Source organism: Planococcus kocurii (genome assembly GCF_001465835.2).
Taxonomy (GTDB): Bacteria; Bacillota; Bacilli; order Bacillales_A; family Planococcaceae; genus Planococcus; species Planococcus kocurii.
In genome coordinates this window covers 1,203,887-1,227,500 of sequence record NZ_CP013661.2, presented here as the reverse complement: position 1 = coordinate 1,227,500, position 23,614 = coordinate 1,203,887, and the positions used below count along the sequence as shown (strand labels likewise).

The following is a 23,614-nucleotide window of genomic DNA, read 5'->3' as shown; positions in this document are numbered from 1 at the left end:
TTCTAAGGGCGTTGAAGTCAGACCGGAAGGACTGGTGGAGCGCTTAGAAGTGAGAATGCCGGTATGAGTAACGAAAGACGGGTGAGAATCCCGTCCACCGAATGCCTAAGGTTTCCTGAGGAAGGCTCGTCCGCTCAGGGTTAGTCGGGACCTAAGTCGAGGCCGATAGGCGTAGACGATGGACAACAGGTTGATATTCCTGTACCACCTCCCCGCCGTTTGAGCAATGGGGGGACGCAGAAGGATAAGGAGAGCGTGCCGTTGGTTGTGCACGTCCAAGCAGTGAGGCGTGAAATGAGGCAAATCCCATTTCTAATACGTTGAGCTGTGACGGCAAGAGGGTTTACCCTTGAGTCCCTGATTTCACACTGCCAAGAAAAGCCTCTAGCGAGGCGGGAGGTGCCCGTACCGCAAACCGACACAGGTAGGCGAGAAGAGAATTCTAAGGTGAGCGAGTGAACTCTCGTTAAGGAACTCGGCAAAATGACCCCGTAACTTCGGGAGAAGGGGTGCTCTGGTAGGGTGAATAGCCCGAGAGAGCCGCAGTGAATAGGCCCAGGCGACTGTTTAGCAAAAACACAGGTCTCTGCAAAACCGTAAGGTGACGTATAGGGGCTGACGCCTGCCCGGTGCTGGAAGGTTAAGAGGAGTGCTTAGCGCAAGCGAAGGTGCGAATTGAAGCCCCAGTAAACGGCGGCCGTAACTATAACGGTCCTAAGGTAGCGAAATTCCTTGTCGGGTAAGTTCCGACCCGCACGAAAGGCGTAACGATCTGGGCACTGTCTCAACGAGAGACTCGGTGAAATTATAGTACCTGTGAAGATGCAGGTTACCCGCGACAGGACGGAAAGACCCCGTGGAGCTTTACTGTAGCCTGATATTGAATTTTGGTGCAACTTGTACAGGATAGGTAGGAGCCTGAGATTCCGGAGCGCTAGCTTCGGAGGAGGCGTCAGTGGGATACTACCCTGGTTGTATTGAAATTCTAACCCACAAGCCTGATCGGCTTGGGAGACAGTGTCAGGCGGGCAGTTTGACTGGGGCGGTCGCCTCCTAAAGAGTAACGGAGGCGCCCAAAGGTTCCCTCAGAATGGTTGGAAATCATTCGTAGAGTGTAAAGGCAGAAGGGAGCTTGACTGCGAGACGTACAGGTCGAGCAGGGTCGAAAGACGGGCTTAGTGATCCGGTGGTTCCGCATGGAAGGGCCATCGCTCAACGGATAAAAGCTACCCCGGGGATAACAGGCTTATCTCCCCCAAGAGTCCACATCGACGGGGAGGTTTGGCACCTCGATGTCGGCTCATCGCATCCTGGGGCTGTAGTCGGTCCCAAGGGTTGGGCTGTTCGCCCATTAAAGCGGTACGCGAGCTGGGTTCAGAACGTCGTGAGACAGTTCGGTCCCTATCCGTCGCGGGCGCAGGAAATTTGAGAGGAGCTGTCCTTAGTACGAGAGGACCGGGATGGACACACCGCTGGTGTACCAGTTGTTCTGCCAAGGGCATCGCTGGGTAGCTATGTGTGGCCGGGATAAGTGCTGAAAGCATCTAAGCACGAAGCCCCCCTCAAGATGAGATTTCCCATTGCGCAAGCAAGTAAGATCCCTCAAAGACGATGAGGTAGATAGGTTCGAGGTGGAAGCGTAGCGATACGTGCAGCTGACGAATACTAATCGATCGAGGACTTAACCAACACACTGTATGCGAAAAACTTGCTTGTTTCACCTGTCGTTTATCCAGTTTTGAGTGAACAAACACTCAACCAAATAGTCCAGTGATGATGGCAAAGAGGCCACACCCGTTCCCATCTCGAACACGGCAGTTAAGCTCTTTTGCGCTGATGGTAGTTGGGGGTTTCCCCCTGTGAGAGTAAGACGTCGCTGGTCTATTTTTTTTGGTCCCGTGGTGTAGCGGTTAACATGCCTGCCTGTCACGCAGGAGATCGCCGGTTCGATCCCGGTCGGGACCGTAATTTAAAAGATGAACGCAGCGATCCCGCTGTGTTCATCTTTTTTTTTGAAATAACAACCATTTTTAAAAAATGCCGATTGTAAAATTAAGCTAGACAATTGAAAAAGCCATTCGTGGTACACGCTACATGTATTTTCTGACCAAAGAAAACAGCAGAGTGATCACCGATGAATGGGTGATGATAGAATCCTACCACCGTCAACATATACCTATGGCGATCATTGCAGAATGCCTGAACCGTTCCAGGCAGCCAACCTGCAATGTCATCAGCTTTCTGAAATTGGGGCATACAGCCCTCGATTTTTACACACAATACATGAAAAGCAAGAAACGTTGCGGCCGACGAAAACGGGTCTTACCGGAGAAACAAGTTGTCTATATTCAAGACAAGATGGTGCAATGATGGACTCCCGTCGTCATTAAGGGTCACGCAGAAACGGCAATCGATTGTTCTGTGCGGATGCTCTATTGCATGTTCAAAAATCGGGTCTTTGATGTTGCCACATTGCCGATGAAAGGGAAACCTGTTCAAATTCATCACGTTTAACTGTAGGAAAGAATTCTCCAACTGGAAAACGCTGCTGGTCCGACGTCTCAATTTACTTTGAGGATCCTAGCACCTTGAATGAACACTCCAACTGCCTTCTTCGAAAAGACCGCTTGGCAAAAGAAATGGACTTCAACGAGGTCGATTCGTTCATTTCCACAGTTGCTGACAAGCGGAATAACATCCCACGGAAGTCGCTGGATTACCGTACACCTCTGGAGGCATTTTTGAGTCACCTGAATGGAGTCGATCTGTCTAGCTTAAATTGACAAACGGAAAAGAAAAACAATATATTTTGATTTACAACGATTATTTCGCTAAACTATGTAAAGACTCAATAGAGGTGACATGATAATGACTAATACAATAATGCTGAATTCGCCCGAAGAAACTGAAGTTTTTGCGGCCACTCTAGCAAGAAAATTGGAACCTGGAGACCTTCTAACATTAGCGGGGGGCTTAGGGGCAGGTAAAACAACTTTCACCAAAGGCTTAGCCAAAGGACTTGGTATTCAACGGATGGTAAACAGTCCAACCTTTACGATTTTGAAACAGTACTCAGGTCGACTGGATTTGAATCATTTCGATGTCTATCGTCTTGAGAATAGCGAGGAAGACATTGGATTCGATGAATTTTTTAGTAGCGAAGCAGTATCTGTAATAGAATGGGCAATCTTTATAGAAGACTACTTGCCAAAAGAACGTCTGGAAATTACGATTAATCGGCAGTCTGAACAAGGACGCGAGATAATCCTCAAGCCGATTGGGAAGCGCTATGAAAATCTGTGCAAGGAGCTAAACCTATGATCTATCTTGGAATTGATACTTCGAACTCTCCATTAGCCATTGCGCTGATTGAAGATAACACAGTCTTAATAGAAGAAACAGCAAACTTAAAAATCAATCACTCGTTGACGGCTATGCCGGCGATAGAAGAAATGATGAAAAAAGCAAAAGTATTGCCTACTGACCTGACGCATATTGCTGTAGCAGAAGGTCCTGGGTCTTATACAGGCGTGCGTATCGGCCTGACCATTGCGAAAACCTTGGCTTGGTCACTGAAAATTCCGCTCCATCTAATTTCTAGCTTACAAGTGCTTGCGGCGAATGAACAAGGGTTTGACGGACTTGTTTGTCCGATTATGGATGCCCGCCGTGGCACAGCTTTTGTTGGTTTGTATGAAGGTAGTGGTTTAGAGTCAGTGCTTGCTGATCAACATAGTGATGTGAAAGAGTTTCTACTGAAAACAAAGGAACTCAATCGTCCGGTACTGTTTACTGGAATTGATGCAGCGTTGCACGAAGCGCTAATCATGGAGATATTTGGCGAGGGAGCACACTTTAGCAGAATTCAGAATAGGTTGCCGCGTGCAACAAATCTGATTATGCTGGCCCAGGAATCAACGCAAAGTGATGTTCATCATGCTGTTCCTGAATACCGCCGAATTACGGAAGCCGAAGCAACTTACAATAAAGCGCAAGAAGGTAAAATGTTATGAACGAAACAGTCAGTTTTCGAAAAATGACACTTGAAGATCTTGACGCGGTTTATGAGATAGAAGTTTTATCTTTTACATTGCCTTGGACGAAAGATGCTTTTTATCATGAAATGGTGACGAATGAACATGCCTATTACGTGATTGCTGAAACACAAGAAGGCATCGTTGGATATTGTGGAATGTGGTTAGTGATGGATGAGGCACACGTCACAAACATTGCGATTCATCCCGATCAGCGCGGTAAAAAATTGGGTGGGGGATTGATGCAAGCTGCCATTGATACAGCAAAAGAGCAGGGTGCTGTTCTTATGACACTTGAAGCTCGTGTCAGCAATACGGTTGCTCAAAATCTTTACCGAAAACTAGGGTTTAAAAATGGTGGCATTCGTAAACGCTATTATACGGACAATTACGAAGATGCTATAGTCATGTGGGTGAACTTTAATGAATAAGGATATTTATATATTGGGAATTGAAACAAGTTGTGATGAAACCGCAGCGTCCATTGTCAAAAATGGCACTGAAATCATCTCCAATGTGGTGGCTTCACAAATCGAGAGCCATAAACGTTTTGGCGGGGTAGTGCCGGAAATCGCTTCAAGGCACCATGTGGAACAAATCACCTTGGTGATTGAAGAGGCGTTGCAACTAGCAGGCATGGAGCCGAATGAGTTGGATGCAGTAGCAGTAACAGAAGGACCTGGACTCGTCGGTGCCTTATTAATTGGTGTGAATGCAGCAAAAGCTTTTGCCTTTGCGCATCAACTGCCTTTAATCGGAGTTCATCATATTGCGGGTCACATTTATGCGAATCGTTTGGAGCAAGAAATGGAGTTTCCTCTTTTAGCACTCGTTATTTCAGGGGGACACACAGAACTGATCTACATGAAGGAGCACGGAGACTTCACGGTTATTGGAGAAACGCGCGATGATGCAGCAGGAGAAGCTTATGATAAAGTAGCGCGGACATTGGATCTACCTTATCCAGGAGGTCCACATATTGACCGATTGGCGCATGCTAGTGACGAAGCTATTACGTTTCCTCGAATTTGGCTAGAAGAAGGCTCTTATGATTTTAGCTTTAGTGGATTGAAATCGTCGGTGCTAAACTATATGCACAATGCTGCGCAGCGTGGAGAAAAAGTAGCTCCTGAGCATGTAGCCGCTGGTTTCCAAAACAGTGTAGTGGAAGTGGTGACCGGGAAAACAGTCCGTGCAGCTAAAGAGTACAAAGTTCGCCAAGTAATTGCTGCAGGTGGAGTTGCTGCGAATAAAGGATTGCGGCATTCGTTGGAAACAACATTTAAGGAAAAAGGTATTCCGTTCTATATTCCTTCATTGCCTTTATGTACCGATAACGCAGCGATGATTGCAGCAGCAGGAACTATTATGTACGAAAAAGGATTGTTTGGCACAATGGCCATGAACGGTCGACCGGGTATGTCTTTAACCTCATGGATTTAATAAAAGCAAGTAATTTCATCATTTCAGGTACACTGAAATATGTGAAATTACTTGTTTTTTTTTTTACAAAAATTCTGACGATCATTCAAAAGGCCTCTATTGTTCTGTCAATAGAGAACATTTGTACTTATTCACAATTTGTGAATAAACTGTTTATAACTAGAGGATAAAAGGGGGTTATTCTATATATTGTGTGGTTTGAAGTGGAAAACTATGTGTACAATATTTATTTAACCTGTGGATAATGTGCATAAGTCTGTTGACAGTTGATAAGATAAGCTGAAGAATGTGGAAAAATCTGTGGAAACAAATATTTGATGAAACCCTATTGACCTATATCTAGTAATGTAAAAACCGGCTAATAGATAGCCGGTCAAAATCAAATATTTTCAATTTTTTCCTGAAGTTCAAGCCATTGGGTCATCGTTTCTTCATGGTTTGCTTTTAGTTCTTCTAATTGATTTTGAAGCGGCAATACTCGCTCGTGATCTTGGAAAATTTCAGGCTGGCAAAGTTGCTCTTCAATTTCAGTGATTTGCAAATCTAGTTTTTCCATCGATTTTTCAACTTCATCGGATTGCCGAACAAGCTGGCGTTCCAGTTTTTTAGCTTCTTTATCGATTTGCGAAGTAGAGGCTGTAGTGATCGGTTTTGCTTCGGTAACTGAACCGGCTTCATCGAGTGCTTTTAGTTCAGCAATTTCTAATTTTTTCTCTACGTAATAATCATAGTCGCCCAAGTATTCGGACGTGCCATCTTGCGTAAGTTCAATCACTTTCGACGCGATGCGATTCATGAAATAGCGATCATGCGATACAAAAAGCAAGGTGCCCGGATAATCCAATAAAGCATTCTCCAGCACTTCTTTACTGTCCAGGTCCAAGTGGTTAGTTGGCTCATCGAGAAGTAACACGTTGGCTTTTTGCATCATCAACTTGGCGAGTGCAACGCGTGCTTTTTCGCCACCCGACAATGTTGAAACGGGCTTTAGCACATCGTCACCGGTAAACAGGAAACGTCCAAGGATGCCGCGTATGTCCTTTTCGTTAATAAGCGGATAATCATCCCATAATTCGTTTAGTACGAGTTTGTTGCCTTTTAAATTGGCTTGCTCTTGGTCGTAATAACCAAACTGAATGCCGGCGCCATAATGGATATTACCATCGAGCTGGTTTAGTTCTTTCATAATGGTTTTCAACAAAGTCGATTTGCCAACACCGTTTGGCCCAACGAGAGCTAGACTTTCTTGTCGGTATAACTTTAATGAAATATCACGAGAAACGGGTTTGTCGCCATAGCCAATTTCTAGCGATTGAACGTTTAAAACGTCGTTGCCGCTTTGTTTACTAATGGTAAAGCCGAAACTGGCTGATTTTTCGTTGCCGTCAGGAGCTTCCATCCAGTCGGTTTTTTGCAAAGTTTTTCTACGGCTTTGCGCCATTTTGGTTGTAGAAGCGCGTGCCAAATTGCGCTGGACGTAATCTTCTAGCTTAGCTTTTTCGCCTTGTTGTTTTTCAAATTGCTTTTGGTCGAGTTCGTATTGCTTAGCTTTTTCGTCTAAGTAACGGCTGTAGTTGCCGGTATACTTTTTGACACGGTGGCGGGAAACTTCGTAAACAAGCGTCACGACTTGGTCAAGGAAATAACGGTCATGAGAAACAATTAATAACGCACCGGGATAGTTTTTCAAGTAATTCTCCAACCAGCTCAAGGTTTCGATATCCAAGTGGTTGGTCGGCTCATCGAGAATGAGCAGTTGTGGCTTACTGAGTAAAAGCTTGGCTAACATCAATCGTGTTTTTTGGCCACCGGATAAAGAGGTTATTTTCTTGTCAAAGTCATCTTGATAAAATTTCATGCCGTGGAGAATCGCTCGTGTATCGGACTCGTATTGATAGCCACCCGCATCCTTGAAGTCATGCTGCAACAGGTCGTATTCTTTCATGACTTTATCGTTTTCTGTTGCGTTGTTGTAGACATCTGGATTGGCCATTTGTCCTTCAAGACGGCGAAGTGTGGCTTCTTGTTCACGAAAATGATGAAAAATCGTCATCATTTCATCCCAAACAGTGGCGTCGGATTCTAAATTGGTCTGTTGCTCTAAATAGCCAATCGTTAAATCCTTCGGCATGCTAATGTCGCCACTATCGTACGATATTTCACCCGCTATTATTTTCAATAAAGTCGATTTTCCTGCACCGTTGCGGCCTACTAATGCCACGCGGTCACGGTGTTGTACTTCTAATTTGACGCCTGAGAGAATCTCTTCTGCGCCAAATGATTTATGGACTTGGTTTACTTGTAAAACAATCATGTAGGTCACCTCTATTCTCTTTAAGTGTAGCTGATAGGGCAGTTGTTCGCAATTGCACAAGCCTTTACATATCAAGGCTCCTACTGTAAGATGAAAGCGATTTGACAACACCTCAGGAGGATGCGAAAGCGTATGTTACACGAGACATCTAAAATTCCGCAAGCCACAACCAAAAGGCTGCCGCTGTATTACCGTTTCCTTCAAAATTTTGCGAATGCCGGTCAAAAACGGATTTCCTCGCAGGAATTAAGCGAAGCGATGAAAATCGATTCTGCTACCATTCGACGCGATTTTTCCCATTTGGGTGCGCTTGGCAAAAAAGGCTATGGCTATGACGTTCAAGAGCTGTTGCTGTTTTTCCGTAAGACACTAGATCAAGACGAAGCTACGAATGTAGCCTTAATCGGTGTTGGAGGACTAGGCGGTGCATTTCTAAAATATAATTTCCATCGCAACCACAATACGAAAATCATTGTGGCGTTCGATTCGAACAGCCCGTTAGAAGGCGAAAAAATTAACGATATTGATACGTATCACCCGGACAAGATTGAAGAGAAAATCAAAGAGTACGGCGTGGAGCTAGTCATCTTGACGGTACCGTCAAGGTCGGCACAAGAAGTAACAGATCGCTTGGCAAAGACTGATATTAAAGGGATTTTGAACTTTACACCGGTACGAATTTCAGTGCCTGATCATATCCGTGTCCAAACCATCGATTTGTCAGTGGAATTGCAGACATTGATTTACCAAATCAAGCAACAATGACTTAAAAACTTCACATTTCTAGGCTCTTTCGAAATAGCCAAACCGGTTCGAATGATGTAAAATAGAGCCATAATACAGGAGGTGCAACGTATGCCAGGTCCAATGAGTATCATCATTATCGGTGTTGTTGCTTTACTTGTTTTCGGTCCGAAAAAGTTACCGGAACTTGGAAAAGCGTTTGGTTCGTCTTTGCGTGAGTTTAAAAATGCTACAAAAGGACTTGTAGACGATGACGACGATAAAGTAGAGTTGAAGAAGAAAGACGAGCAAAAGGAAATACGATAGGATGTTTGTCCGATGATTGAAAAAGACATGACGTTAATTGAACATATAGGAGAACTCAGAAAACGACTGACCATTCTAGTCGTTTTCTTTGTATTAGCGCTTATTATCAGTTTTTTTCTTGCCCAGCCGCTAATTCAGTATTTGCAGTATACAGAGGAAGCTAAAAATCTTACCTTGAATGCTTTCAAAATTACAGATCCATTGAAGATTTTTATGCAAGTGACGATGATCTTAGCCTTGATTATCACTTCGCCACTGATTATGTACCAGTTTTGGGCGTTTATCAGTCCTGGACTTCTCGATAAAGAGCGGAGAGCGACGTTAAGTTATATTCCATTTTCCGTGCTGCTGTTTCTAGGGGGAATCGCTTTTGCGTATCTCATCCTATTCCCTTATGTCATTGGATTTATGCTGAGTATTTCTGATAACATGGATATTCAAGAAACGATCGGTATCAATGAATATTTTCAATTCTTGTTTCAAATCACGTTGCCGTTTGGCTTAATATTCCAGTTGCCGGTAGTGATGTTGTTTTTAACAAGGCTTGGGATTATTACGCCGATGCTCATGACAAAATACCGCAAGTATTCTTATCTTGGGTTAGTCATTATTGCCGCGTTTATTACGCCACCAGACATCGTCTCGCATATGATTGTGACATTGCCGCTAATCATACTGTATGAATTTAGTGTGCTCATTGCCAAAGTGGGTTATCGTAAATTCTTAAAAGCTGAGCAGCAGCAAGCGATTAAAGAACAACAAGAAAGCCTTCCACCGAAGTAAATCGGGGAAGGCTTTTTTTACTGCAGATTTTCCATTTGTTTTTGGAATTCTAAAATTTTATCCATATTGAGCTGGATAAGCATTACATAGCCGTTTAGACAAATGTGAGCAATGATCGGTGTGATGATGCTTTTCGTTTTTTGGTATAGAAATGCCAAGATCAAGCCGGTCGTGAAATACAGCAACAGGTGCGTAAAGTCAAAATGGATCAACGCAAATACTAGTGCACTGACAGCCGTTGCGAAAAAGAAATTGGTAGTCTGATTGAGAGAACCAAATAACACGCGGCGGAAAACCAGTTCTTCCAGAACCGGGCCAAAAAGCACAATAGAGACGATGGCGAGCGGTACGGCATCGGCAATGTTCACTAAGGACGCCGTATTTTCAGAACCGGGATCAATGCCGAGAAGCTCCATTTCAATCAAAGCAGCAACGGATTGACCGATTAGTAACAACAAGAAGCCAAGAAAGCCCCAGACAATGGACAGTAGGACAGAAGACTTTTTGCCTTTCCATATATCAAAAAAGCGTTTGTCTCGGAAAACAAAGATAAGTGTGAGGATAAACCCGATGCCCATCGTCAGGAAGATGAGCCAGCCGGACGTTGCAGCACTGGCAGCTTCACGGTCTAAGCCTTGGCCTTCAAAATAATTAAAGGTTGGCGCGATAAACAAGATTGGTGACAGCTGAGCCGCGATGAAAATTAGCAATACGTAAAGAGGCGTTTTTTTGCCTTTGTACATAGGTCGCTTATTGCTGCTTTTTTGAATTTTTGGTTTAGTGGTAGCATCTTTTTCAAAAAACGTGTCTATAAATTTCTTGCGTTTAGTGGGCATAATATAATTCCTTTCACTTTTAAACTCCTTCTATTGTAGAGCTTTCAGCAGACAACCGCAAAGAAATCAAAATCATAGTAGTTCTTACTTGCAAAAGACTGAAGATTTTATTAAACTTGGTTATGGGTTAGCACTCAAAGGTTGAGAGTGCTAATCGAGAACATTTAGATAATTTGAGGAGGGTGTTTCATTTGTTAAGACCACTAGGAGATCGAGTAATTATTGAGCTCATCGAAGCGGAAGAAAAAACGTCAAGCGGTATTGTTTTACCAGGATCGGCACAAGAAAAACCGCAGGAGGGCCATGTGATCGCTGTAGGAAATGGACTTATCCGTGAAAACGGACAGCGCACAGAACTAGACGTGCAAGCTGGCGACCGCGTTATCTTCTCGAAATACGCAGGCTCTGAATTGAAATATGAAGGCAAAGAATATTTGATTTTACGTGAAAACGATATATTAGCAGTTTTAGGCTAAAATAACCCAACGACACAGGAGGAAGCTAAACATGGCAAAAGAGATTAAGTTCAGCGAAGACGCACGCAGTTTAATGCTGAGAGGCGTAGACAAATTAGCAGATACAGTAAAAGTAACGCTTGGACCAAAAGGACGTAACGTCGTTCTTGAGAAAAAATTCGGTTCGCCGTTAATCACCAATGACGGTGTGACAATCGCAAAAGAAATCGAACTTGAAAATGCTTTTGAAAACATGGGCGCGAAACTTGTTGCGGAAGTGGCTTCTAAAACAAACGACATCGCGGGTGACGGAACAACAACAGCAACGGTTCTTGCACAAGCGATGATTCGTGAAGGCTTGAAGAACGTAACAGCTGGTGCGAACCCAGTCGGCATTCGTCGCGGAATTGAGCTCGCTGTTGAAAGTGCAATTGGCGAATTGAAAGTGATTTCAAAACCAATCGAAGGCAAAGAATCGATCGCACAAGTGGCAGCGATTTCGTCTGGTGACGAAGAAGTTGGGAAACTGATTGCTGAAGCAATGGAGCGCGTGGGTAACGACGGCGTTATTACATTAGAAGAGTCACGCGGCTTTACAACAGAACTTGATGTGGTTGAAGGAATGCAGTTTGACCGTGGCTACCAGTCGCCATACATGGTAACCGATTCAGATAAAATGGAAGCGGTATTGGACAATCCATTTATTTTAGTAACCGACAAGAAAATTGGCAACATCCAAGAAATCTTGCCAATCCTTGAGCAAGTCGTTCAGCAAAGCAAACCGTTACTGATCGTTGCTGAAGATGTTGAAGGCGAAGCACTAGCAACATTAGTTGTTAACAAATTACGCGGCACGTTTAACGCAGTAGCTGTTAAGGCTCCAGGCTTCGGTGACCGCCGTAAAGCAATGCTAGAAGACATTGCAGCATTAACGGGCGCAGAAGTGATTACAGAGGATCTAGGGCTGGAATTGAAAACAGCGAATATCGCACAGCTTGGCCGTGCATCAAAAGTGGTTGTGACAAAAGAAAACACAACGATCGTAGAAGGCGCGGGCAACCAAGAAAACATCGTTGCGCGTGTTAGTCAAATCCGCAGCCAATTAGAAGAGTCAACTTCTGAATTCGACAAAGAGAAACTACAAGAACGCCTAGCGAAATTAGCTGGCGGCGTGGCAGTCATCAAAGTCGGAGCGGCTACAGAAACCGAATTGAAAGAGCGTAAACTTCGCATTGAAGATGCCTTGAACTCAACTCGTGCCGCTGTAGAAGAAGGAATTGTTGCCGGCGGTGGTACAGCATTAGTCAACGTCTACAACAAAGTGGCTGAACTTCTTGAATCACAAGAAGGCGACGTAGCAACTGGGATCAACATCGTACTTCGTGCGCTAGAAGAGCCGGTTCGTCAAATCGCAACAAACGCAGGACTTGAAGGCTCAATCATCGTTCACCGTCTAAAAACAGAAGAAGTCGGCATCGGCTTTAACGCAGCAAACGGCGAATGGGTGAACATGGTAGACGCAGGTATCGTCGATCCAACAAAAGTGACGCGTTCAGCACTTCAAAACGCAGCATCTGTTGCGGCAATGTTCTTGACGACTGAAGCAGTTGTTGCAGACTTGCCAGAACCAGCAGGACAAGGCGGCGGCATGCCTGACATGGGCGGCATGATGTAATTTAGCAACATCACAAGTATTTTATCTTAAATTGTTCATGTTTCATCAAAGAAGATTACCTCAAAGGCCTTTCACTAAGTTTACTAACTTACTGAAAGGCCTTTTTTGTTTCCTAAAACCACTCTATAATGACCAAACTTTATAGATAGATTAGTAGTTATGGGTATAGGGTATTGGAATACTGACCTACTAACGGTATTGGAGGGTAAAAAATGAATGAGTTTATTGAATTGAGAAATCATGTTTATGCGAATGAGAGTAATTATATGTATCCTCACCGGTTTTTAGATGATTACATAACTAAGAGCAAGAAAATAGATTTCGAAGAACGACTAGTGGTAAATCAAATTCAAAAGATCAAGCAATTAGGGCGAAAAAACAAGCTGGATGAAAAAGAACTAGGTGAATTGTTCTCGTTTTTGGGAGTACATTCCTATACAGATCGATTTATCGTAGATACGGTTTTAAAACTATCCAATGATGAGCTCAAGCCAATCATAGAGAAAATAACAACAGATTTCCTATCACAGCGACAATATAGCAGCCAACAGCTCTATCATGTTTTGGATGTTTGCATGGAATGCGATGTCGATCTATTAAGTGATGAGGATATTTTGTTTATGCTGCAGAAGTACAAACGGGATGTAGAACTGATCTCCAACTTACTGGGCTATATGGATAGTTTTAAAAGACAGGGATTTAAAGACACTATATACGAATTAGTGACCGTGGATTATCCAGATAATTTAAAGATTCAAATGATCAATCTATTAGGGAATTTAGATTCAATGGAAACTGTGGATCAATCTTTCGTCAGGGAAAATGTAATAAATGAGAAAAACAAAGTTTTTTACGATAGTTACATTCGCGCACTCGCTTCAGATAGTGAGTTTGAAAAGCAAGGTATTTCGATTATGCAGTCCATGTTTTATGGAGATTTTGAAGATAGTGGAAAAGGAAACAACGGGGGATTAGCAGTATTATTAAAAAGCTTGGGTGAAGAGATATCAAAAGACAGTAGTGTGTCTCATGTATTTACGATTACCATCACTCAAGAATTAACGAAGCCCTTTATCAGCTCCTACGGCGACGACCATGTATTTATTCGGCTGCCAATCTATTTAGACCCATCTGTATCAGATCCGTTTATTAAAAGAGAGTTGTTTATTAAACGGTTTATAGGCAATTTTTTAAAGCAAGCAAAAATAAAGCCGGATGTTTTTCATATCCGATTTCTAGATAATGCTTCTAGAGCTGTTGCTCACTTAGCTAAAGAATTAACTAAAAAACTCGTATTCACATTAACGCCAGACCCACACCGAAACATGTTTGATGGATCTGGCCAATTAAAAGAACTGGGTTTTAACGAGCTTATTGAAAAGCTAAACAAGATAAAAATAGGTGATGAGTTAATAGATACAAGCGACGGAATAGTTGGGATAGGAAATGCAGCTGTCAAAAAAGAACTTGAGATGTATTTCCCTCAACTGACAGATGGAAAGATAAATAGAAGAATGAAAATGATAGGTGAAGGAATACAACTAGATCAATCAAGTGATATAGAGGGCGTGGAGAGCTATTCAGCTCGCTTTGCGGAGTTCAATAAAGCACATAAAGAATTTTTTGAAAGACCCGTGATCTTAAATGTAGGAAGACTGTCTGTTTTAAAAGGACAAATCGAACTTTTAAAAGCGTGGTCAAAGTCTAAACTTTCGGAAACTCACAACCTCTTACTAATAGGAGGGGATCTAGAGAGACCAAACAAAGAAGAAAAAAGGGTGATTGATTTTTTTGAAGACTACGTAAAAAAGCATCCTCAATTCAAAGACAGGTTCATACACAAAGGTGCCATGTCGAATTTGGATATCCGGCTGCTTGAGGAGAATATCATGAAAAGAGATTTTGACTATCCTCATATTTATCTGTGCTCAAGTGTAAAAGAAGAATTTGGTATCGCTATTTTAGAGGCTATGTCCATGGAGTTTCTAACGCTAGGTCCTATAAAAGGGGGAGTTAAAAGTTATATGAGCAATGGGGAAAATGGGTTTTTAATCGATACGAGTAATTGGGAAACGATTGCCAAAGAAACAGAAAATCATCTTTACGATTCCAAAATGAATAAAGAAGAGTTTAAACGGATTCAAGCTGCAGGTCAAAAAACTGTAAGTGAAAACTTTTCCATCAACAAAATTTCAACTGAGTTTGTGTCGTTTTATTTAGCTGTAAAAGGAGAAGAAAACAATGAAGTATAAAAAAATCTGTTTTATAAGTCCCCCTTTCTATTCGCATTTTAACCCCTTGTTAGTGCTAGCAAAAAGTTTTCAAGAACATGGTGCAGAAGTGACAGTTGGTTGCAGTATAGAGTTCAAGGAAAAAATATTGGAAGAGCATTTGAATTTTTATGAAATCGATATAAGTTCAAATAAAAATATAGGCGAAGGTGAACACACGATACAACCAGATACGGAGAGAATAAGATTAGAAGAGTTTTTTGAGTCGACAAAAAAAGGTGCAATCGAAACACTCATCACGCAGTCTCGTCATAGAAAGGCTGACATGCTTTATAACCCACAAGAGCTGGTCGATAAGATAAAGGCAATAGATGATTCACTAGCTGCGGACCTTTATGTGGTCGACATCTTATCTTATTCGGTTACGCTTAGCTTGTATGCTTTAGGTCTGCCTTTTATCACATTTTGTCCTCCCCATCCGAACACGATTCCAAAAGAAGGAGACTATTTTAATGTGCCGAAAAGCTGGCCTACAGCTATAGCGATCGAGGAAAAAGAGTTGAGGGGACTCGAACAGGTTTCGACACAAACTCAAAAAGAGTTTACTGAAGTTTTTAATAATCTTATCACTGAAAATAAGTCTGTTAAAAAAATTAGTAATGCTTTTAGTTTGGTCTCTGATATCGCTGTTATCTACAACTATTTTGATTTTAACAATAGTGAAAAAAATGAAGAACAACCAAAGAGAATATTTATAGGGAATTCATTCAAAGCAGCTACGTTAAATGGAGAATGGCTAGAAAAAATAGATACAAAAGAAAAGATCATCATGATCACTTTAGGAACTTTTTTATCGAATAGAAAAGATGTACTGGAAAAACTAATCCTGGGAGTCAGAGAAATTCATCCGAATGTTTTATTGATTGTTTCTGCAGGGAGTCATGCGGAAGAGTTAAAAAAATATCACTCACACAATACAATCATAGAAAGTTTTATCCCTCAAATTGCCCTTATGCCTTATGTCGACACAGTTGTCTTCCATGGGGGGTGCAACACCTTAACAGAAGCTATGTACTATGGAAAAGAAATGGTGATATTGCCATTTTCTAGTGATCAGTTTAACATAGCCTATGATGTTGAAAAGAACAAATTAGGAAGCGTCTTGGATCCAAACAACTTTAGCAAAGAAGAATTAGCGAATGCGTTTAATGATAGAGAAGAAATTTCTACAGAGAGTTTGCAGTATTGGAAAAGCATATCAAGAAAAAGAGGCGCGGACTATGCAGCAAAACAAATAGTGAAGGTAGACTAGAATACAAATGGAATTGAAAAGAGGTGTTTTATGAAAACAACAGTTGGCCATAAAGTGACGAACACAAACAAATACGATGTAGACGGCAGACCGCCATTAAAAGAAGCAATACCATTAGGGCTACAGCACATTTTTGCGATGTTTCTAGGGAATATTGCCGTTCCTATCATCATCGCAGGTGTAGTGGGCATTACAGGAGCTGATTTAACAATATTGGTTCAAAGTGCCATGATCATGGCAGGAGTGGCGACGATTATCCAGTGTTACCCCATATGGAAGGTTGGTGCAGGACTCCCAGTCGTGATGGGGACGAGTTTTGGGTTTCTCCCTACGAATATAGCAATAGCGAGCTCATATGGCATATCCGGATTATTAGGTGCCAGTCTGATCGGCGGTTTATTCGGCGGCACTTTAGGGTTTTTTATCAAGAAATTAAAACGCTTTTTCCCGAAAATTGTAACAGGTACAGTCGTTCTTACGATCGGTTTGTCGCTTTTACCTACAGGTATTACATCTATGGCTGGAGGAAGTGGATCTGAGAATTTTGGGTCAGCTAAAAACTGGCTGGTGGCTTTACTGGTTTTGGTCATTGTGATCTTCCTAAATAGATATGCAAAAGGGATGGCTAAAACCTCTTCCATTTTAATCGGTATCGTTGTTGGGTATATCGTGGCTTTACCACTAGGCATGGTTGAGTTTTCAGCCATAAGAGAAGCCTCATGGTTTTCAATTCCAACCCCTTTTTATTTTCCGATGGAATTTTACTGGGGAGCGATTCTTCCTATGTTAATTATGTTTATCGTTACATCTGTTGAGACAGTTGGCGATGTGACAGCCATTACGAATGGAGGAGCAGACAGAGAACCTACGTCTGATGAACTTTCGGGTTCAGTAATAGCGAATGGGCTTACCTCTTCTCTAGCAGCAGTTTTTAACTCGTTGCCAAACACGTCTTTCAGTCAAAATGTTGGAATGATCGCATTTACAAAAATAATGAGTAAATACGTCGTAGCCGTTGGCGCTGTGTTTTTAATATTGGCTGGTCTTATTCCTAAGATTGGAGCGCTTATCTCTACCATGCCACCAGCCGTTATTGGCGGCGCCACCGTCATTATTTTTTCTCAAATCACATTAACCGGTATAGACATTTTGACGTCAGAGCCTTTAAACGAGAGAGCAAAGATTATCATTGGATTATCTTTAGTATTTGGACTCGGATTAAGTCAAGTACCCGATGCCATGAATGCATTTCCAGACATTATTCAACTATTATTTGGACAATCCGGAATAACAATCGCTTGTTTTGTTGCGATTTTGTTAAACTTAGTCATTCCAGAGGATTCAATAGAAAAAGACGCAGAGATAGAATAAAAGAAGCCTCTTAAAAATTCATTGAATTTTTGAGAGGCTTCTTTTTATACGTTTACGCGCATCCGGTCGTCTTTGGATTTTGCAGCAAGAATATCCTCCGTATAAGGCAACTCCAAATGATCCCGAAGTGTTGTCCCTTCGTATTCCGTTCGGAAAATCCCACGCTCTTGTAGAATCGGCACCACGTGATCGACAAACGCTTCGAGTTCGCTTGGCAAATTGGCAATGATCATAAAGCCGTCTGCTGCGTGTTGGTCGTACCACGATTCGATTAAATCAGCGATGTGTTCGGGTGTTCCCATAAAAGGAGTGCGCGGTGTAGCTTCTCTTAAAGCTACTTGACGCAAGCTTAAGTTTTCCTCGCGTGCTTCAGCTTTAATGCGATCGGTATCGCTTTGGAAACTGTTTTTGCCGATAGCGCCGAGTTCCGGAAACGGTTCGTCTAGTGGGTAGTGAGAAAAGTCATGGTGTTCAAACAGCCGTCCTAAAAAGGCGAGTGCTTGTTCAATTGTTACTAAACTCGCCAGTTGTTGGTATTTTCGTTCGGCTGCTTCGTTTGTGTCGCCAATAATTGGACTGATGCCTTGTAAGACCAGCACGTCATCCGGATGACGACCATTCAAGCGGGTTTGTTCTTTGATGTCTTGATAATACTGCTTGGCTTGTTCGACTCTAGGCATAATCGCAAACACCGCGTCTGCTTGTTGTGCAGAAAAGGCAATGCCGTCTTTAGAAGAACCGGCTTGAAAAATGACGGGCTGACCTTGCGGTGAACGGCCAATATTCAACGGGCCTTGTACAGAAAAGAACTCGCCTTGATGATTCAAGGCATGCAATTTGGTCGGGTCAAAAAATTGACCCGACGCTTTATTGCGAATAAACGCATCATCGTCCCAAGAATTCCATAAGCCTTTTATGACTGTCATAAATTCAGCAGCCATCCGGTAACGCTCAGCGTGACTTGGATGATCGCTTACTTTTTTGCTGAAATTTAGCGCGGTTTTTTCCAGTCCAGACGTTACTGCATTCCACCCGGCTCGTCCTCCGCTTAACAGATCAAGTGAAGCAAACTGTCGTGCTGCTGAAAAAGGTTCGCTATACGTAGTCGACAATGTACTAACGAGTCCGATGTTCGACGTGACCGCAGCAAGTGCAGAAAGAATCGTTAACGGTTCAAAGCGATTCAAGTAATGAGGATTTGATTTTTCGTTGATGTACAAGGCATCTGCAATAAAAACAAAATCAAACTTTCCACGTTCTGAAGTTTGGGCTTGCTGTTTATAAAAGGCAAAACTGACACTGGCATCTGACGGCATACTCGGATGACGCCAATCGGAAATCTTCTCGCCGACACCGTGAATCATCGTTCCTATTTTTAACTGCTTTCTCATATGGATTATCCCCTCAGCGGTCATATTACACACTATAACCATTCATTGTCTTTGATTATCGTATGTGTCGCGGTTTGTGTCAAGACAGGTGTCGTATGACGTGTTGCATGCTACAGAACTTGAAAAGTGAAATAACCATCAAAACCATTGGAGCAAAGGTAGTTGAACAATGAGAAATACCCTTATTGGTGATGGAACATAGATGGTTTCAGCGATTGTAAATAATAGAGAAAAACATATGATATAAAAGCTCACACATTCATAAAATGTGAAACTCTTTAATTTTGTAGAATCATACGATTTTCTTATCTAAAAATGGCTTCTCCAAATTAGGGTATACTACTAGTACGAATTGACCGAGGAGCGTGAAACGATGCCGGATTTTCTAAAAGATTATTTTACTGATCTATCGGAAGGCTTATTCTCAACGTTGAATACACCAGATGCTTATTTCAATAAAATCGCGCTGACGGTTATTGTGGTTGTGCTGGCTGCACTTTTTTATTTTTTGGTAAAGAAACTGCTGACACGCAATGAAACGGATTTTAAAAAACGACTCAAGTCTCAGAAAGTCTTAAAAAGCGGCGTGATGGTACTCACCATTCTTTCTATCTTATTTATTTGGATTCAGGCAATCAATGCACTGATCTTAATTGCGTTGCTGATTGGTGTTTTTTTGGCCTTTATGGTGAGAGGACTTACGACAAATATTACGGCGTATTTTGTCATTAAGTATTGGAAGTATTTCGAGATTTCTAACCGAATAGAAATCAATGGCATCATTGGAGATGTCATTGATATCACCCCGATAAACCTTAAGTTGCTAGAAGTACGGGGCGGACTATCAGCTGATGCCAACACAGGAAGAGTGATCAAGTTGCCAAACAGCATTATTTTCAACGAATCTCTTGAAATCGTTGGAGGCAAAAATTCCTTCGTATGGCAAGAAATCAGCTACGTTCTTTCTTTTGATAGCGATTGGCAAGCCGCTGAGAAGATGATAACCGAAGCAGGCGAAACGTATTTCGAAGAACAAGTACAGCATCAATTGAAAAAAGATATTCTTCATTTGTCAGAACAACAAGCAGCCTTGCGTCCGGTGTTCTCAGTAGATACGAATGATGCGGGAATTGTATTAGCATTACGCTATCTCGTTGATTACCAACACGGCACGCAGGTGAAAACAGAATTACAACGCAAGATTTTGCCGCAATTAATAAGCTGTTCAGCTATCGAATTTGCGGTTTTGGAAGTGAAGGTGTTTCGTGGGTAAGTTGGCGTGAGCGCCATAAAACTAGTTACTAGACCAAATAAACTCAATGGGAGACGATAGCCCATTCCGATAAAATATAAAAATTCTCCGACACATATGTGTGTCGGAGAATTTTTAAGTGGAGTAACCGATTCATCGATTATTGGCTTGATTTCTTGTCGCGAATAGCAAAAGACAATAGTAAACCGAATGCAGCGACACTCCCTGCTACGATGAAAGCAACGTTCACACCGTGAATCGCATCAGCTACAGAGCTACCGCTTGCCGCAGTAACGGTAATGGTCACAAGTACAGCTGTTCCAATCGCTCCTGAAATTTGGCGGAAGGTGTTATTCATTGCTGTACCATGAGAAATTAGGTGAAGGGGCAATTGGTTCAAGCCAAGTGTTGTAGATGGCATCATCACCATTGCGATACCAAGCATCCGAATGGCGTTCAACGTTGCTAAATACGCAAAGGTTGTTTCTTGCGAAAGATTGGCAAAGAAAAACGTTGTAACTGTCAAAATGGCAAAACCAATACGCAATAACCATTTTGCTCCGTATTTATCAAACAACGCACCGGTTACAGGGTTCATGACGCCCATAACAATCGCCCCTGGCAACAACATCAGCCCAGAATGCAAGGCGTTAAAACCGAGGAGATTTTGCATGAAAAGTGGCAAAATAACGGTTGTTGCAATCATTGAAGCAAATACGATCATACCAAGCGCTGTAGCCAGTGAGAAAATGCTGTACTTAAATACACGAAATTCAAGGATAGGTTCTTTCAGTTTTAACTGCCTAGTGATAAACAAGTACAGCGTAACCGCACCGACTAAGAGTGAAATGAGTACATTCGGGCTAAGCCAACCGACGTTCCCTGCCACACTAAAGCCGTAAAGAAGACCGCCGAATCCAAATGTCGAAAGGACAATCGATAAATAATCCATTTTCGGATTGGTTTGTTCGGTTACGTTTTTTAGTAAAAAGTAAGCTGCGACAATAATAACAATCGCAATCGGTAACACGACATAAAATACACTGCGCCACGGATAATGGTCAACTAGGTAACCCGATAAACTCGGTCCGATCGCAGGTGCAAAGGCAATGATTAAACCAAACATGCCCATCGCTTTGCCGCGTTGCGAAACAGGGAAGATTAAAAACAAAATGGTTTGCAAGAGTGGCATCATAATTCCGGCACCCGCACCTTGCAACATACGTCCTATTAACAAAAACGTGAAGTCAGGAGAAACGGCTGCGACGAGCGTACCTGTCGCAAATATGCCCATCGCGGTCAAAAACAAACTGCGCGTCGTAAACTTACCGATTAAAAACGCGGTGATGGGAATCATAATGCCGTTGACCAGCATGAAAATCGATTGCAACCATTGAACCGTACTTTCACTAATCTGAAGATCTTTCATAATTGGCGGTAATGCCGTAGCAAGAAGTGTTTGGTTCAGAATGGTGATAAAAGCACCTGATAGCAACACAGCTAACAGCGGAATGTATTTTTTTAAATCGAATGATTGCGGTGTATCGACAGTTTGTGAATGAACCATTATTTTATGAACACCTCTCTAGTTGGGTTGTGAACCTTTGTATAAGGCTGTTGGAATCTAAAGTCGACTTGCTTTTAAAACGAAGAACAGTTATCTATACCCTAATTTTCTCGTTTGATGCCACGAGGTGTGGATGTTTTCTACTACCGACTTACCCGCAGTTATATAGAAGAAAATAGAAAAAAACAAATAATTATTCATTCAACTTGATTGTAGAATTTCAGAACAATGAACCTAACTTCATACCTATTACTTCATATAGTTGCCTATTGAATCGAGCGATTTTAAAGCAAAAGCAGGATAAAAATAAAGTATACAGAATCATTAGAATGTATGGATAAAAAAGGAGGAATTGGTTTGGGTGCTCTAATGATGGATAAGGTAGGAATTATTACAGCAGCGGGGAGTGGACTTGGAAGAGCGAGTGCACTTGCGTTTGCCGCAGAAGGTGCAAAAGTGGTCGTCTCTGATATTAACGAAGAAGGCGGTAAAGAAACAGTGCGACAAGTCGTAGAGGCGGGTGGCGATGCAATTTTCTTACGATGTAACGTTGCAGATGAGCAAGAAGTAATCGATCTTGTGAAGCAAACGGTCGAACATTATGGCCGCTTGGATTGGGCACATAATAACGCTGGAATTGGTGCGCCATCTTTGCCGATTGCCGAAACGAAAACAGCCGACTGGGACCGTTGTATACAAATTACGCAACCTAGTTTGTACTTTTCATTAAAACACCAAATTCCAGCAATGCTCGATTCTGGTGGAGGGAATATTGTAAATACCGCCTCTACATCAGGTCTGATTGGATCAGAAAACTTAGCAACGTATAGTGCTGCAAAATGGGCGGTCAATGGACTGACGAAATCAGTCGCGCTAGAATATGCGAAAAAAGGAATTCGCGTCAATTCAATTTGTCCGGGGATGACGCTAACTCCTGCTGTAGAGGCGTGGGCAAAAGAAGTACCTGACCAAGCAAAATACGTAGAAAATGATATTCCACTTGGGCGCATGGCACTCCCGGATGAACAAGCACAAGCGGCATTATGGCTTTGTTCAGATCGATCTTCATACATCACGGGTGTCAATTTAGCAGTAGACGGTGGTCAAACTGCAAAATAACCAACTAACGCAGCTCGGCTAGTGCAACTAATCTCAGTACAAAACCTAATCCTCCTATGGATTAGGTTTTTTGAATCCCTCGAATACGAGGAAATGGCTTTGAGGCTTTTTTATAGACACAAGTTACAGATTATACTATTGTTAAACCAGAAAAACTAAAATGGTTTTTAAAGTTTTCTAAGGAGGAGAATATATTGAAAGCACGAATCATACAAGCATTTATTGAAGAAACACGTTACAACGGCATCAAATTCACGATGGATGAGCTGGCAAAGCGCCTGGGCATAAGTAAGCGCACATTATACGAAAATTTTTCATCGAAAGTGGATATTCTTGATGCCATTATCGACAGCACACTTAATAAATTTGACTATCAGACTCGGCAAATAATCGATAACACAGATTGGACGCTTGCTGAAAAGATTAAAAAAACCATTGCTGTTTTACCGAAATACAACGAATTTTACGATTTGCGCATTCTGGAGCAATTAAAACGCTCCTATCCTGAACAGTGGGAGCGCGTAAATCGGGAGTTCAACCAGTGGGATGATATTAAGGAGCTTCTTGAAGAAGGTATTCGAACAGGGATTGTTAAGGATATAAACATCGACTTGTTGATCAGAGTGATTATAGAGACTTCCAACATTACACTGGATAAACATTTCTTTTTAGTACATAGCATTGCGGTAACAGAATCAGTTGAAACAATTGTGGACGTATTATTGACCGGAATTTTAACTGAAAAAAAGGATGAATGTCCTAATTCGTAATATACCAATCC

At 42.1% G+C, this 23,614-nt stretch carries 19 protein-coding genes, 1 tRNA gene, 2 rRNA genes and 1 pseudogene (1 of these 23 only partly in view); 19 read left to right on the top strand and 4 right to left on the bottom strand.

The window, feature by feature from the left end; genetic code table 11:
- From AUO94_RS05985 to tsaD, 8 genes and pseudogenes are all read left to right on the top strand, one after another.
- A 23S ribosomal RNA gene (locus tag AUO94_RS05985) occupies positions 1-1,689 on the top strand; it begins 1,244 nt to the left of the window's first position.
- 77 nt (positions 1,690-1,766) lie between these two features.
- Positions 1,767-1,882: ribosomal RNA gene (gene rrf / locus AUO94_RS05980) — 5S ribosomal RNA — on the top strand.
- Between the two features lie 10 nt (positions 1,883-1,892).
- Positions 1,893-1,965: transfer RNA gene (locus AUO94_RS05975), tRNA-Asp, on the top strand.
- A gap of 129 nt (positions 1,966-2,094) precedes the next feature.
- Positions 2,095-2,783, top strand: a pseudogene (locus AUO94_RS17010) (transposase).
- Between the two features lie 85 nt (positions 2,784-2,868).
- Positions 2,869-3,321, top strand: coding sequence for a tRNA (adenosine(37)-N6)-threonylcarbamoyltransferase complex ATPase subunit type 1 TsaE (tsaE, locus tag AUO94_RS05970; protein WP_058386366.1), 453 nt, complete (start codon positions 2,869-2,871; stop codon positions 3,319-3,321).
- Positions 3,318-4,013: a tRNA (adenosine(37)-N6)-threonylcarbamoyltransferase complex dimerization subunit type 1 TsaB gene (gene tsaB, locus AUO94_RS05965; protein ID WP_058386365.1), complete on the top strand. Its 696-nt coding sequence runs from the start codon at positions 3,318-3,320 to the stop codon at positions 4,011-4,013. Before tsaE ends, tsaB begins: the two co-directional genes overlap by 4 nt.
- Positions 4,010-4,465 (top strand): ribosomal protein S18-alanine N-acetyltransferase, encoded by a 456-nt coding sequence (rimI, locus tag AUO94_RS05960; protein ID WP_058386364.1) that lies wholly within the window; start codon positions 4,010-4,012, stop codon positions 4,463-4,465. The genes tsaB and rimI overlap by 4 nt, the downstream gene beginning before the upstream one ends.
- Positions 4,458-5,477, top strand: coding sequence for a tRNA (adenosine(37)-N6)-threonylcarbamoyltransferase complex transferase subunit TsaD (gene tsaD, locus AUO94_RS05955; protein ID WP_058386363.1), 1,020 nt, complete (start codon positions 4,458-4,460; stop codon positions 5,475-5,477). Before rimI ends, tsaD begins: the two co-directional genes overlap by 8 nt.
- Positions 5,478-5,856: 379 nt before the next feature.
- On the opposite strand, the gene AUO94_RS05950 is transcribed toward tsaD, so the two are convergent.
- Complete coding sequence (locus AUO94_RS05950) at positions 5,857-7,791, bottom strand: ABC-F family ATP-binding cassette domain-containing protein (RefSeq protein WP_058386362.1); 1,935 nt, start codon at positions 7,789-7,791, stop codon at positions 5,857-5,859.
- 132 nt (positions 7,792-7,923) lie between these two features.
- Here AUO94_RS05950 and AUO94_RS05945 point away from each other — a divergent pair, with 132 nt between their 5' ends.
- The 3 genes from AUO94_RS05945 to tatC all read left to right on the top strand — a co-directional run bounded on the left by AUO94_RS05945 (position 7,924) and on the right by tatC (position 9,624).
- Complete coding sequence (locus AUO94_RS05945) at positions 7,924-8,556, top strand: redox-sensing transcriptional repressor Rex (RefSeq protein ID WP_058386361.1); 633 nt, start codon at positions 7,924-7,926, stop codon at positions 8,554-8,556.
- A gap of 90 nt (positions 8,557-8,646) precedes the next feature.
- Complete coding sequence (locus AUO94_RS05940) at positions 8,647-8,841, top strand: twin-arginine translocase TatA/TatE family subunit (protein WP_058386360.1); 195 nt, start codon at positions 8,647-8,649, stop codon at positions 8,839-8,841.
- A gap of 12 nt (positions 8,842-8,853) precedes the next feature.
- Positions 8,854-9,624 (top strand): twin-arginine translocase subunit TatC, encoded by a 771-nt coding sequence (tatC, locus tag AUO94_RS05935; protein ID WP_058386359.1) that lies wholly within the window; start codon positions 8,854-8,856, stop codon positions 9,622-9,624.
- Between the two features lie 17 nt (positions 9,625-9,641).
- Here the strand turns inward: tatC and AUO94_RS05930 are convergent, their stop codons facing one another.
- Positions 9,642-10,460 (bottom strand): CPBP family intramembrane glutamic endopeptidase, encoded by an 819-nt coding sequence (locus AUO94_RS05930; protein WP_082707507.1) that lies wholly within the window; start codon positions 10,458-10,460, stop codon positions 9,642-9,644.
- Between the two features lie 191 nt (positions 10,461-10,651).
- Between AUO94_RS05930 and groES the strand changes: the two genes are divergently transcribed.
- The 5 genes from groES to AUO94_RS05905 all read left to right on the top strand — a co-directional run bounded on the left by groES (position 10,652) and on the right by AUO94_RS05905 (position 17,504).
- Positions 10,652-10,936: a co-chaperone GroES gene (gene groES, locus AUO94_RS05925; RefSeq protein ID WP_006831533.1), complete on the top strand. Its 285-nt coding sequence runs from the start codon at positions 10,652-10,654 to the stop codon at positions 10,934-10,936.
- 31 nt (positions 10,937-10,967) lie between these two features.
- On the top strand, positions 10,968-12,590 hold the full coding sequence (gene groL, locus AUO94_RS05920) for a chaperonin GroEL (protein ID WP_058386358.1): 1,623 nt from the start codon (positions 10,968-10,970) through the stop codon (positions 12,588-12,590).
- Positions 12,591-12,802: 212 nt separating this feature from the next.
- Positions 12,803-14,842, top strand: coding sequence for a glycosyltransferase family 4 protein (locus tag AUO94_RS05915; protein ID WP_058386357.1), 2,040 nt, complete (start codon positions 12,803-12,805; stop codon positions 14,840-14,842).
- A complete protein-coding gene (locus tag AUO94_RS05910) occupies positions 14,832-16,133 on the top strand; it encodes a glycosyltransferase (protein WP_058386356.1) in 1,302 nt (433 codons plus the stop codon). The genes AUO94_RS05915 and AUO94_RS05910 overlap by 11 nt, the downstream gene beginning before the upstream one ends.
- Positions 16,134-16,163: 30 nt before the next feature.
- Positions 16,164-17,504: a uracil-xanthine permease family protein gene (locus tag AUO94_RS05905; protein ID WP_058386355.1), complete on the top strand. Its 1,341-nt coding sequence runs from the start codon at positions 16,164-16,166 to the stop codon at positions 17,502-17,504.
- A 44-nt stretch (positions 17,505-17,548) separates the two neighbouring features.
- Here the strand turns inward: AUO94_RS05905 and AUO94_RS05900 are convergent, their stop codons facing one another.
- Positions 17,549-18,895: an LLM class flavin-dependent oxidoreductase gene (locus AUO94_RS05900; protein ID WP_058386354.1), complete on the bottom strand. Its 1,347-nt coding sequence runs from the start codon at positions 18,893-18,895 to the stop codon at positions 17,549-17,551.
- A 373-nt stretch (positions 18,896-19,268) separates the two neighbouring features.
- Here AUO94_RS05900 and AUO94_RS05895 point away from each other — a divergent pair, with 373 nt between their 5' ends.
- Positions 19,269-20,168 (top strand): mechanosensitive ion channel family protein, encoded by a 900-nt coding sequence (locus tag AUO94_RS05895; RefSeq protein WP_058386353.1) that lies wholly within the window; start codon positions 19,269-19,271, stop codon positions 20,166-20,168.
- Positions 20,169-20,307: 139 nt separating this feature from the next.
- Here the strand turns inward: AUO94_RS05895 and AUO94_RS05890 are convergent, their stop codons facing one another.
- Entirely contained in the window at positions 20,308-21,714 is a 1,407-nt protein-coding gene (locus AUO94_RS05890) for an MDR family MFS transporter (RefSeq protein WP_058386352.1), read from the bottom strand.
- Positions 21,715-22,083: 369 nt separating this feature from the next.
- Here AUO94_RS05890 and AUO94_RS05885 point away from each other — a divergent pair, with 369 nt between their 5' ends.
- Both AUO94_RS05885 and AUO94_RS05880 read left to right on the top strand, forming a co-directional pair.
- Positions 22,084-22,833: an SDR family NAD(P)-dependent oxidoreductase gene (locus tag AUO94_RS05885; RefSeq protein ID WP_237150186.1), complete on the top strand. Its 750-nt coding sequence runs from the start codon at positions 22,084-22,086 to the stop codon at positions 22,831-22,833.
- 194 nt (positions 22,834-23,027) lie between these two features.
- Positions 23,028-23,603 carry a TetR/AcrR family transcriptional regulator gene (locus tag AUO94_RS05880; protein WP_058386350.1) on the top strand — a complete coding sequence of 192 codons (576 nt, stop codon included), beginning with the start codon at positions 23,028-23,030 and terminating at the stop codon, positions 23,601-23,603.
- Positions 23,604-23,614 lie beyond the last annotated feature (11 nt).